The 12,278-nt window shown below is 38.4% G+C and carries 12 protein-coding genes; 7 read left to right on the top strand and 5 right to left on the bottom strand.

Annotated elements, in window-relative coordinates; all coding sequences use genetic code 11:
- Positions 1-10 precede the first annotated feature (10 nt).
- The 3 genes from V7D82_RS08750 to V7D82_RS08740 all read right to left on the bottom strand — a co-directional run bounded on the left by V7D82_RS08750 (position 11) and on the right by V7D82_RS08740 (position 2,904).
- Entirely contained in the window at positions 11-1,093 is a 1,083-nt protein-coding gene (locus tag V7D82_RS08750; protein WP_333600596.1) for an efflux RND transporter periplasmic adaptor subunit, read from the bottom strand.
- A 168-nt stretch (positions 1,094-1,261) separates the two neighbouring features.
- Positions 1,262-1,657: a hypothetical protein gene (locus V7D82_RS08745; protein ID WP_333600595.1), complete on the bottom strand. Its 396-nt coding sequence runs from the start codon at positions 1,655-1,657 to the stop codon at positions 1,262-1,264.
- A gap of 188 nt (positions 1,658-1,845) precedes the next feature.
- The gene (locus V7D82_RS08740) at positions 1,846-2,904 is read right to left on the bottom strand and encodes an NAD(P)-dependent alcohol dehydrogenase (RefSeq protein WP_333600594.1); all 1,059 of its coding nucleotides are present in this window, start codon (positions 2,902-2,904) and stop codon (positions 1,846-1,848) included.
- A gap of 200 nt (positions 2,905-3,104) precedes the next feature.
- On the opposite strand from V7D82_RS08740, the gene lipA reads away from it, so the two are divergent.
- The 4 genes from lipA to V7D82_RS08720 are packed head-to-tail and all read left to right on the top strand — an operon-like array spanning position 3,105 to position 8,066.
- Positions 3,105-3,974 (top strand): lipoyl synthase, encoded by an 870-nt coding sequence (lipA, locus tag V7D82_RS08735; RefSeq protein WP_333600593.1) that lies wholly within the window; start codon positions 3,105-3,107, stop codon positions 3,972-3,974.
- Between the two features lie 15 nt (positions 3,975-3,989).
- Positions 3,990-4,859, top strand: a complete 870-nt coding sequence (locus V7D82_RS08730; RefSeq protein WP_333600617.1) for a cation diffusion facilitator family transporter — start codon at positions 3,990-3,992, stop codon at positions 4,857-4,859.
- The gene (gene gap, locus V7D82_RS08725) at positions 4,852-5,853 is read left to right on the top strand and encodes a type I glyceraldehyde-3-phosphate dehydrogenase (protein ID WP_333600592.1); all 1,002 of its coding nucleotides are present in this window, start codon (positions 4,852-4,854) and stop codon (positions 5,851-5,853) included. Before V7D82_RS08730 ends, gap begins: the two co-directional genes overlap by 8 nt.
- 44 nt (positions 5,854-5,897) lie before the next feature.
- The gene (locus V7D82_RS08720) at positions 5,898-8,066 is read left to right on the top strand and encodes an ATP-binding protein (RefSeq protein ID WP_333600591.1); all 2,169 of its coding nucleotides are present in this window, start codon (positions 5,898-5,900) and stop codon (positions 8,064-8,066) included.
- On the opposite strand, the gene V7D82_RS08715 is transcribed toward V7D82_RS08720, so the two are convergent.
- Together V7D82_RS08715 and lpxK are read right to left on the bottom strand one after the other, a co-directional pair.
- Positions 8,063-8,875: a purine-nucleoside phosphorylase gene (locus V7D82_RS08715; RefSeq protein ID WP_333600590.1), complete on the bottom strand. Its 813-nt coding sequence runs from the start codon at positions 8,873-8,875 to the stop codon at positions 8,063-8,065. The genes V7D82_RS08720 and V7D82_RS08715 overlap by 4 nt on opposite strands.
- Complete coding sequence (gene lpxK / locus V7D82_RS08710) at positions 8,847-9,866, bottom strand: tetraacyldisaccharide 4'-kinase (RefSeq protein WP_333600589.1); 1,020 nt, start codon at positions 9,864-9,866, stop codon at positions 8,847-8,849. The genes V7D82_RS08715 and lpxK overlap by 29 nt, the downstream gene beginning before the upstream one ends.
- 58 nt (positions 9,867-9,924) lie before the next feature.
- Here lpxK and V7D82_RS08705 point away from each other — a divergent pair, with 58 nt between their 5' ends.
- The 3 genes from V7D82_RS08705 to V7D82_RS08695 all read left to right on the top strand — a co-directional run.
- The gene (locus V7D82_RS08705) at positions 9,925-10,494 is read left to right on the top strand and encodes a hypothetical protein (protein ID WP_333600588.1); all 570 of its coding nucleotides are present in this window, start codon (positions 9,925-9,927) and stop codon (positions 10,492-10,494) included.
- Positions 10,495-10,498: 4 nt separating this feature from the next.
- Positions 10,499-11,593 carry a Nif3-like dinuclear metal center hexameric protein gene (locus tag V7D82_RS08700; protein WP_333600587.1) on the top strand — a complete coding sequence of 365 codons (1,095 nt, stop codon included), beginning with the start codon at positions 10,499-10,501 and terminating at the stop codon, positions 11,591-11,593.
- A 3-nt stretch (positions 11,594-11,596) separates the two neighbouring features.
- On the top strand, positions 11,597-12,278 hold a 682-nt coding region (locus tag V7D82_RS08695), incomplete at its 3' end, for a zinc ribbon domain-containing protein (RefSeq protein ID WP_333600586.1).

Below are 12,278 nucleotides of genomic sequence, written 5' to 3'. Positions count from 1 at the left end.
TTAGGATTGATTACTCTGCTTTCAGTTTCAGGTTGGCTATTACCTCATCAGGTTTTTGGTAAACAAAGTTGATTTTATCATCATCCTTAGCTTTTTGCACGCCTTCTAGCAATATTTTATCGGTGGCGGATATACCGCTTTTAACTACATATAAATCAGGAATTTCTCCGGTAATAGTAATTTCTCTTGATTTCAGTGTATTGTTGCTGTCTACTACAAACACATACATCTTATCCTGAATTTCGTAGGTGGCTTTTTGCGGAATGATTAGGGCATTTTTAACCGGTACGGTCATCAACACTTTTCCGGTTTCACCATTCTTTAAGAGTTTATCCGGATTTGGGAATTTGGCTCTGAAAGCAATATTTCCGGTTTCGCTATCGAATTCACTTTCGATAACTTCCACATTTCCTTTGTATTTTAGAAGTTCATTGTTGGCCAAAAGTAAGCTCACTTTGTTCTCTCCACGATCTTTCACATCGGTTTGATACTGTAAATATTCCGGTTCAGACACGTTAAAATAAGCAAACATTTCACTATTATCCGAAAGGCTGGTCAGTAATTCTCCTTCATCGATAAGGCTTCCTAATTTCTTTGGAATACGGTCGATGGTTCCGGCAAATGGCGCTCTGATTTCGGTAAAAGACAGGTGCAATTTAGCCATAGCTACTTCGGCTTTGGCTTGCTCTAATTTGGCTTGAGCCATAGCCTGTTCGTTTTTAGACACGACATTTTTGTCGGCTAATGTTTTAGCATTTTGTAACTCGATAGAGGCCGCTTTTGCTTCAGCTTCGGCTCTTTGCAATTCGGCTTCATACAATTGAGGCATGATGCGGAATAAGACCTGCCCGGCTTTTACATACTGGCCTTCGTCAACATAAATGTTTTGCAGGTAGCCTTTCTCCTGTGCCCGGATTTCGATGTTTCGAACCGAATGTATCTGCGAAACATACTCCTTGGTAAACGAAGTATCGATTACGGCAGCATTGGTCACGGTAAATTTACCGGTTTCTTCTTTTTCTTCTTTTTTAGTGGTGCAACTAGTTAGGCACAACAAGGCTAATAAGCCCGTGAAAATTACATTTCTCATCATGGTTTTAAATGAAATTGGAGCGATTTATCGCAGTGAACTCAGAAAATTTTTGGGATGTAAAAAGCAGCAATTGTTAGGATGAAACCAAACAGTGTCGCAAAATGGAAAAAGGTTACTATACATCCGTCAGGTGTACGAACACACCTTAGGTAACCGATGTAGGGAATATCAAATCCTTAAAACTCTTTGAGTAATATAGATAGGAGTTGAATAGCCGCAATTGGGCTGAGAAGTTTTAAAAATTTGGTAGTACTGATTTATACCAAAAATATCTGTGAGTACTAAATAACAGCTATAGTGCCAGTTAGCTTTCTCTGCAAATAATTTAGCATCATTTCCTTCTTTAAGATCATCACCTCCGAGGTGTTCTTCTTCCGAATCGATATCAGTATCTTCTATTACGGTACTAATCTGATCTTTAGTTACCGATTTTATTGGTCTGTTTTTGGTGAAATTTTGAGAAGAAGTATGTCTGTTGCCACTTTGATGCGTACCGGCATAAAAATTATGTCCGCCACCCAGCAGTAGAAAAAATAGAAATATATAAAAAGTGACTACTCTCATTTGGGGTCAAAAGTAATAAAAAATTGCCACCCCAATTAAAAAAAAACATAGATGTAACAAGTAAAAACCTACGAAAACGATTGCGATTTGATTAAGAAATGCTTAAGTTTTTATATTGATAAACTTTTCATTAGTGATAACCAAAAAAAAAAGCAGCCTAAGCTGCTTTACTTAACTTTCAGTAACGATTATCTTTTCAGCGATGCCATATCAATTACAAATCGATAGCGCACATCACTTTTCAGCATTCGTCCGTAGGCTTCGTTAATATCCTGCATGTTGATCAGTTCAATTTCCGAAACGATGTTGTGTTGGCCGCAGAAATCTAACATTTCCTGGGTTTCGGCTATGCCGCCAATCAAGGAAGCTGCCACCGATTTTCTTCCCATAATCAATGGAACCGTATTCAGTATCGGATCCAATCCACCCAAATAGCCTACCAAAACCAAAGTTCCACTGATACCTAATGTAGTGACATAAGGATTCACATCATGCACATAAGGCACCGTATCAATAATCACATCGAATTTACCGGCTACCGTGGCCATTTGGTTATCATCTGTGGAAATGATTACTGCATCGGCTCCTAAATCCTTGGCATCTTTCTCTTTACCGGGAGTTCTGGAAAACAGCGTTACTTCGGCACCTAATCCTTTGGCTAATTTGATGGCCATATGCCCCAATCCGCCCAAACCTACTACTGCTACTTTACTGCCTTTCCCAACTTTCCAGTGACGCAACGGAGACCAAGTCGTGATTCCGGCGCAAAGCAATGGAGCCACAGCAGCCAAGTCTAAATTGGCCGGTACTTTCAATACATAGTTTTCATCTACCACCACTTTTTCAGAATAGCCACCATAAGTCATTCCACCAAGGTGTTTGTCAGCACTATTATAAGTTCCCACCCAGCCGTTCAAACAGTATTGTTCTAAATCTTGTTTACAGCTACTACAAGTGCGGCAAGAATCGACCAAACAGCCAACTCCGGCATAATCACCAACTTTGAGTTTGGTAACTCCGCTTCCTACTCTAGTCACTTTTCCTATGATTTCATGCCCTGGAACCGCTGGATAGGTTGTGAATCCCCAATCGTTTCGGGCGGTGTGTAAATCAGAGTGACAAACGCCGCAATACAGTATTTCGATTTCAATATCGTTGGCCAAAACGTCTCTGCGTTCGATGGTCATTTGTTTCAAATCAGCATCAGGGGCGCCTGTGCCGTATGCTTTTACTTTTGTTGTTGTCATTTTATATAGTTAGTTAAATTGTTTACAATATTTTACACTAAGTTACGGTATAATGTTCTTCCTTGGTCACTAGTTTTCATCATTTAACAAATTGAGTCAAATCTGAATCGCAATTGCTTTTCAAAAAGAAAAAAATCCAAACTTCCTTAACGTCTTTCTAACATTTGCCTTTGTATCTTTGTAGCGCTAAAAAAGGAAGCATGGAATCAGTTATTGATAATAATTTACCTATTGGAAAACCAAAATGGTTGAAGGTAAAACTACCTATCGGTCAAAAATACACAGAACTTCGCGGCTTGGTTGACAAATACAAACTCAACACCATTTGCACCTCGGGTAGTTGTCCTAATATGGGCGAATGCTGGGGCGAAGGCACAGCCACGTTTATGATATTGGGCAATATTTGCACGCGTTCGTGTGGCTTTTGCGGAGTGAAAACCGGTCGCCCGGAAACGGTAGATTGGGATGAACCTGAAAAAGTGGCGCGTTCCATCAAAATCATGAAAATCAAACATGCTGTGATTACCAGTGTGGATCGCGATGATTTGAAAGATATGGGTTCCATCATTTGGTTTGAAACAGTGCAAGCCATTCGCCGAATGAATCCGGAAACGACTTTAGAAACCCTTATCCCCGATTTTCAAGGGGTGGAAAGAATCATTGACAGAATTGTTGAAGCCAATCCTGAAGTAGTATCGCATAATGTAGAAACCGTACGTCGTTTGACACGTGAAGTTAGAATTCAGGCGAAATACGACCGTAGTTTAGCCGTTTTAAAATACTTAAAAGCGCAAGGCATTCGCAGAACCAAATCGGGTATCATGCTTGGATTGGGCGAAACCGAAGAAGAAGTAATTCAAACCATGCGCGATTTAAGAGATAATGATGTGGATATTGTGACCATTGGGCAGTATTTGCAACCGAGTAAAAAACACTTACCTGTTAAGGAATATATCACACCGGAACAATTCGAGAAATACGAGAAAATCGGTAAAGAAATGGGATTCCGTCATGTGGAAAGCGGTGCTCTGGTTCGTTCATCCTATCATGCTGAAAAACACATTTTATAATTCCCCTAAATGGAAATGACGCACGAACAATCGGCTATTAAAGCAACTTATTTCAGTTTAATTGGCAATGCTTGTCTGGCTTTGATTAAAGGTGTTGCGGGTATTTTTGGCAATTCTTATGCCTTGATTGCTGATGCCATTGAATCGACTACCGATATTTTCTCGTCTTTCCTTGTGCTGTTTGGTCTAAAATATTCTAACAAGCCTGCCGATGAAAACCATCCTTACGGACATGGCAGAGCAGAGCCTTTGATTACCTTTATAGTGGTGGGTTTCTTAATCACTTCGGCCACTATTATTGCTTACGAAAGCATTCAAAACATAGGTACTCCACATAATTTACCAAAAGCCTGGACATTAATTATACTGGGAATCATCATTGTTTGGAAAGAATTCTCTTTTCGCAAAGTGATGAAAAAGGGAATTGAAACCAACAGCTCTTCTTTGCGGGCAGATGCCTGGCACCACCGCAGTGATGCGATTACTTCGGTAGCTGCTTTTATCGGAATTTCTATTGCGCTCATTTTAGGCAAAGGATACGAATCTGCCGATGACTGGGCAGCTCTTTTTGCTGCCGGATTCATCTTTTACAACAGTTATTTAATTTTCAGACCCGCTTTGGGGGAAATTATGGATGAACATTTGTATGACGATTTAATCTTGGACATCCGACAAGTATCACACAAAGTAGAAGGTGTCATTGATACCGAAAAATGTTTTATTCGAAAAGCAGGCATGAAATATCATGTTGACTTGCATGCCACAGTAGATGCACACATCACTGTAAAAGAAGGACATGACATCGCCCATTTGCTTAAAGACACCCTACGATCTGAAATTCCACAACTGGGTCATGTTTTAATACATATTGAACCAAATGAATAAGAAAACTAGAATTGCTATTAATGGTTTTGGCCGAATCGGGAGAAATTTGTTCCGGTTGCTGCTAAACCATCCCACTATAGAAGTGGTTGCCATCAATGACATTGCCGACAATCGCACAATGGCACATCTGATAAAATACGATAGCATTCATGGGGTTTTGCCTTATGACGTTTCTTTTGATGAAGAGTCAATTATTATTGATGGGAAACCGTATTTGTTTTTCCACGAAAGAACAATTTCAAATCTAAACTGGGCCAGCCTCGACATTGACTTTGCCATAGAAAGTACCGGAAAATACAGAACCTTTGAAGACATCAACCACCATATTTTGGCTGGAGCCAAAAAGGTAATCCTCTCCGCTCCTTCTGAAGTGCCCGAAATTAAAACCGTAGTGCTGGGTGTAAACGAAAACATATTAGAGGGTACCGAAACTATAGTTTCCAACGCCAGTTGTACGACCAACAATGCCGCACCAATGATTAAAGTCATTAATGAACTTTGTGGCATTGAGCAAGCCTATATCACCACGGTTCACTCCTATACTACTGACCAAAGTTTACACGACCAGCCTCACAAAGATTTACGTCGGGCTCGTGGTGCCAGTCAGTCGATAGTACCAACCACAACCGGTGCTGCTAAAGCTTTGACAAAAATCTTCCCGGAAATGGACGGTAAAATTGGAGGCAGCGGCATTCGTGTTCCTGTGCCGGATGGTTCGTTGACCGACATTACTTGCTACGTAAAAAAACAAGTGACTATTGAGGAAATCAATACCGCTTTCAAAAATGCCGCAGCCACAAATCTGAAAGGAATTCTGGCTTATACCGAAGACCCTATCGTTTCCGTAGATATTTTGGGCAATCCAAACTCTTGTCTTTTTGATGCACAACTTACTTCTGTCATTGACAAAATGGTGAAAGTCGTGGGTTGGTACGACAATGAAATCGGTTATTCCTCGCGAATAATTGACTTGATTGTTTTGTTAAAAAAATAAAAACGCTACATTTATCATCCTAATTCTATTTAACTCTGCAATTTATGAGGTGGTTGTGGCTGATTCTGCTATTCCAAACTATTGGTTTTGGACAAAGAAGAGTTATCGATAAAGTCGATAGCACTTACTATTATATTCAGTTGGCCAGCTTCCATAAAAAAACCAACAACTATAAATTCTCTTTAGCCTTTTCCCAAAAAGCTTACAATTATGCCAAAAGTCATAACGATACCAAAGGCAAAGCAGATGCTTTATTTTCATTGGGCTCGACTTATTCTGAGTTAAAAAAAACGAACGATGCCGTAGAAACATTTTCTAAAAGCGCCGATTTGTACAGCCAGCTTCCACCTTCGGCCGATTATGCCTTGTGCTACTACAACATTGGTCTTTGCTATATGAATTTGGAAGAGTTTGCCAAAGCTGAGAATAATTTTGACAAAGCACAATCCATTTATGATTTATTGAAAATTGATACTTCAGAGTTTTTGAATTTGCAAAAAGGAATTTTATACAAGAACAATGGCAAAACCGAATTAGCGTCGAAATTGTTTAATGAAATTATCTCTAAAAATGATTCGAAAGATATTTTCAAAACAAAAGCAGAAGCACTATACCAACTCGGAACCATTGAAGAAAAGTTAAACCACAATAATTTAGCGGCAAACTATCTCAACAGAGCATTACAAATCAATGCCAAAGACAAAAATTTAGATCAGAAAGTAAAAATTCTTTTGGATTTAAGCAACACTTATGACAAGCTTTTAGATCTAAAAAAATCACACGAATACCTAAAAGCCCATCTGCAATTGAAAGACAGCCTTTCGCATTTGAACAATCAAAAGCTGGATGCCAATGATTATGTAGCTTTCAAAGACAGTGAGCGCATGAAAGCCATTGAGCAAATGACTAAAGAAAATGAAGCACAGCAAAAGACCAATAAATTTGCCAAACTCATCAGTATTTTGGCCATTGCCCTGATTTCGATTTTGTCGCTTTTGAGTTTGTCATTGTATAAAAACAACATCATCCGAAGCCAATCGAATGTGCTGTTGAAAGAGAAGAATTTTGAATTGCAAATTGCCAAAGACAAAGCCGAAAAAGCCTCCAAAGCAAGAGCCGAATTCTTATCGACCGTAAGTCATGAATTGCGCACACCACTCAATGCAATTAACGGAATTACGCATTTACTGATAGAAGACAATCCCAAGCAAAACCAACTGCATTATCTGAATTCATTGAAGTTTTCCGGGAATTACCTGTTGACTTTCATTAATGAAATTCTGGAAATCAACCGCATTGAATCAAGCAACATTGAAATTGAATACATTGATTTTAATCTCAAACAACTACTGCTTGATATTCAAAATTCAATGACTGAAATTGCTTCTAAAAACAACAACAATTTCACTCTGGAAATTGATAAAAACATACCCGAAACCTTATTGGGTGATCCAACCAAATTGTCACAGATATTCATCAACCTAATCAATAATGCCCTGAAGTTTACCAAAAACGGAGAGGTAAAAGTAATCGCGAAATTAGTAGAAAACGGGGATGGATTTTCGAGAATAAATTTTGCCATAAGCGACACCGGCATTGGTATTCCTGAGGAAAAGCAGGAAACTATTTTCGACAGTTTTTCGCAAGGTTCTATTGAAATCAATCGCAAATACGGCGGTACCGGCTTGGGATTAACCATTGTGAAAAAACTGGTTGATTTATTGGGTGGCGAAATTGGTCTGAAAAGTGAGGTCGGCGTAGGAACCACTTTTGCGTTTGAACTCAATTTGTTGGACGGGCATCATGAAATTATGCTTGAAGCTCCAAAACATTACTCGGATGAAGTGCTTATCGGCAAAAATATTTTGGTAGTAGAGGACAATAAAATCAACCAAATGGTCACCAAAAAAATGCTGGAAAACAAAGGCATGAAATGCAAAATCGTTGACAATGGTGAAGACTCTATAGAATTACTTCGTGCTGAAAATGATTTTGATTTAGTGCTGATGGATGTTCATTTGCCGGGCATTAATGGAACTATTGCTACGGAACGCATTCGGGAATTTGACACTCAAAAACCCATCATCGCCTTGACGGCAATTTCGCTGAATGAAAACAGGGAAATCCTAATGTCATTTGGCATGACCGATGTAATCACCAAACCTTTTGAACCGGAAAATTTCTACAGGGTTATTGCGCTGAATTTAGCTTAGTATTGCAGAATTAATTTTTTGATTAATTCTCTTACTTTAGGCTCAGCTCCTCTGGCGGCTTTCAGTACTTCTTCGTGCGTAATAGACTCTAAGTGTTCTTCACTGCCGATATCGGTAATTACCGAAATACCGAAGGTTTCCAATTCCATATGACGGGCTACGATAACTTCGGGAACAGTTGACATTCCAACGCAATCGGCACCAATCGTTTTTACCATTTTGTATTCGTGCAAGGTTTCAAACGTTGGCCCTTGCAATCCCATATAAACGCCGTCAAGCACTTCAATATTAGAAGCAATGGCAATTTCTTTAATTGTAGCAATCATCTTCGGGCTGTAAGGCTCGCTCATATTGACAAATCGAGGACCGAAACGCTCATCATTTTTCCCTCTTAGCGGATGCTCCGGCATCATATTGATGTGATCTGAAATGATTACTATCGAACCTACTTTATAAGCAGAATTCACTCCGCCCGAGGCATTTGACACAATCAATTTGGTTACGCCAATATATTTCATAACTCTTACCGGAAACGTAACTTCCTGCATAGAATATCCTTCGTAATAATGGAATCTTCCCTGCATAGCCACAACTTTTTTATCGCCAATGGTTCCGAAAACCAGAGCACCTTTGTGTCCTTCAACAGTGGAAACCGGAAAATTGGGGATTTCATTATAGGGCAACGTAAATTCGATTTTTAAATCATCGGTAAAACTGCCTAATCCAGAGCCTAGAATAACACCGTATTCCGGCGTGAAGTTGGTTTTGTTTTTTATGTAATTAACGGTTTCCTGTACAAGTTCCCACATAGTTTAAAATAATTTGATCAAAAGTTTCCGAATGCTTAACAAACTTGCTTTTGATAGGTAAATAATATAATTGTGCTTTTAAAATTTCAGCCTCCAAACGTACAAAATCCTTTTCGGTTGTAACAATAATTTTATCGTTGGCTTTGTTTTTTATGTTTAAAATTTCGCTTTCGCTAAAATGATGGTGATCCGGGAAGGTCATAATTTCATCATTTTCAGCTTGTAAATACTCGAAAAATGGTTTGGGTTTGGCAATTCCGGCTAGCACTATTTTCGGTTCATTTTTCACAGATTGAACATCCAAACTTCCGTTTTGACTATACATTGTATCATCATAATCAATACAACTGAAGAAAATAGGCATCGTTAAACCAATTTTTTGCTTAACATTTTCTTGGGCAAGTTCTGTTATATTTGGCGGACATTTAGTGACAATTATCATATTCGCTCTTTGGGCTCCGTTTCGACTTTCGCGGAGATTGCCTGTTGGCAACAAATAGTCATCGCAAAACAAATCGTCATAAGCTGTAAGCAAAATATAAAATCCCGCTTTTACTTTGCGGTGTTGGTAAGCATCATCCAATAAAATAATTTCGGGCTTTACTTTTTGATTTAAAAGCTGCGTAATTCCGTTGCGTCTGTTAGCATCCACTGCAACTTGAATTTGAGGGAATTTCTGAAAATACTGAAACGGCTCATCACCGAGAATTTCCGCATTGGCATTGGCTGCAGCCAAAATAAAACCTTCTGATTTTCTTTTGTAACCGCGACTTAACGTAGCTACCTGATACTTTGGGGAAAGCAACCGAATTAAATATTCAATCTGCGGTGTTTTGCCGGTGCCGCCCACACTGAGATTTCCAACAGCAATTACCGGAATGGTAAAGGAATAGGATTTTAGTATACCTTTATCGTAAAGATAATTTCTCAGAGAAGTAACAAAGCCATAAAGGATGGCAAAAGGGAAAAGTAATTTTCGCAACAAAATCATAGTACGAAAGTAACGATTTTTTATCTTTGAATGAAATTATTCAATTTACCCAATATAAATGAAATTTCGTTTTTTTAAAATTCTTTTTGTTTTGCTTTTGATTGCTCCTGTTGCTTTTTCGCAAGAGGCAGACAATGTGCCTATACTAAAAATCATTTTTACCAAATATTACAAAAACGAAAAGGTCATTGCCAAAAGCAGATTGCAACTGCTGAGTTTTTATTGCAAAAAAGCACCTAATAATGAAGAAACATTAGAAGTCATTTCGAAAAGTGAGTTTTTACAGAAGAATGCCGACGAAATCAAAAAACAAATCGATATTACTGTTGACGAAAACTGGTCAAAGGAATATGATATTTTATTTGACAATCAAAATCAATATTTGAAAAGCAAAGTCAATTCCTGCTTATCATTTGAAGAATATAAAATTGTGTCCGACAGATTTGGCGAAAACAATCAGCGACTAATGATTGTTAGTAAACCGATTTATTTTGCCAAAGGAAATTTTGCTTTGGTAAAAGTGGCGTTCTATCGCAGTATCGAGCACAACAGCGGCAGTTATCTCTTGTTTGAAAAAACAAATGGTATCTGGGCTATTAAAGAACAACTAAACGAATGGGCAACTTAACTATATGACTATAAAAGAAATCCTCTCCACCTTAGAAGAAATGGCTCCATTGGCCTACGCCGAAGACTTTGACAATGTGGGTTTGCTGGTTGGTAATTCAGAAACTGAAGCTACCGGAATCCTCGTTTGTCACGATGCTTTAGAAAGTGTAATTGATGAAGCCATTGCCAAGAAATGCAATTTGGTGGTCTGCTTTCATCCTATTATTTTCTCAGGTTTGAAGAAAATCACAGGCAAGAATTATGTGGAACGCGCCTTAATCAAAGCCATCAAAAATGATGTTGCAATTTATGCGGTCCACACGGCTTTGGACAATCACAAACAAGGTGTGAATAAAATTTTCAGCGATGCGCTTGGTTTAACGAATACAAAAATATTGGTTCCTAAAAAGAATTTTATTCAAAAACTGGTAACGTATACTATTCCCGAAAATGTAGAAGAACTCCGAAATGCCTTATTCGAAGCCGGTGCCGGGAAGATTGGCAACTACGAAGACTGCAGTTTCAATTCCAAAGGAATCGGAACCTACATGGGCAATGAAGACAGCGATCCGGAAATTGGCGAACGTTTCGAATTCGTGGAAAATGAGGAAATTAAAATTGAAGTTACATTCGAAAAGCATTTGCAATCCAAAGTCTTAAAAGCTTTATTCCAAAATCACGTATACGAAGAAGTGGCGTATGAAATTTATGATTTGCAAAATGCCCACCAAAACATTGGTCTTGGTATGATTGGTGAGTTGGAAAAACCCATGAGCGAAACTGAATTTCTTGCCTTTGTAAAAGACAAAATGCAATGTGGTGGCATTCGTCATAGCGCTTTGCGGGGAAAACCGATAAAGAAAGTCGCCGTACTTGGTGGCTCGGGAAGCTTTGCTATTAGCAACGCCAAACAAGCCGGAGCCGATATTTTTTTAACTGCCGATTTGAAGTACCACAACTTTTATGAAGCTGAAAATCAATTAGTTTTGGCCGACATTGGGCACTTTGAAAGTGAAAGATTTACAAAAAATTATATTGTTGATTTTCTTAAGAAAAAAATCCTTAATTTTGCCATCATTTTTTCGGAAGAAAATACAAATCCAGTTAAGTACTTATAAAATATGGCGACTACAAAAGAACTAAGTGTTGAAGACAAATTGAGAGCTATCTACGACTTGCAAATCATAGATACCAGAATTGATGAAATCAGAAACGTTAGAGGAGAATTACCTTTAGAAGTGGAAGATTTAGAAGATGAAGTTACCGGTTTAAGCACTCGTTTAGATAAATTAAAAAGTGATTTAGTATCTATTGAAGAACAAATCAAAACTAAAAAGAATGCAATTGATGACCACCAAGCGGCCATCAAAAAATATACAGAACAACAAAAAAACGTTCGCAACAACAGAGAATTCAACTCCTTGACTAAAGAAGTAGAATTCCAGGAATTGGAAATCCAATTGGCTGAAAAACAAATCAAAGAATTGAAAGCTTCTATCGAACACAAAAAAGAAGTGATTTCAAGTTCCAAAGAAAGATTAGACCAAAAATCTTCTCACTTAAAACACAAAAAAGCCGAATTAAACGACATCATGGCGGAAACGCAAAAAGAAGAAAGCTTCTTGATGGAGAAATCAGCCGAGTATGAAGGACAAATTGAAGAAAGATTATTAGCCGCTTACAAAAGAATTCGTTCCAGTGTACGCAACGGTTTAGCAGTTGTTTCTATTGAGCGTGGAGCTTCGGCAGGTTCGTTCTTTACCATTCCGCCACAAACCCAAGTAGAAATTGCCGCTCGCAAAA

It is taken from the genome of Flavobacterium sp., assembly GCF_036741995.1.
Lineage (GTDB): Bacteria > Bacteroidota > Bacteroidia > Flavobacteriales > Flavobacteriaceae > Flavobacterium.
Note: the sequence above shows the minus strand (reverse complement) of the source record. Positions and strands in the feature narration are given on the sequence as shown.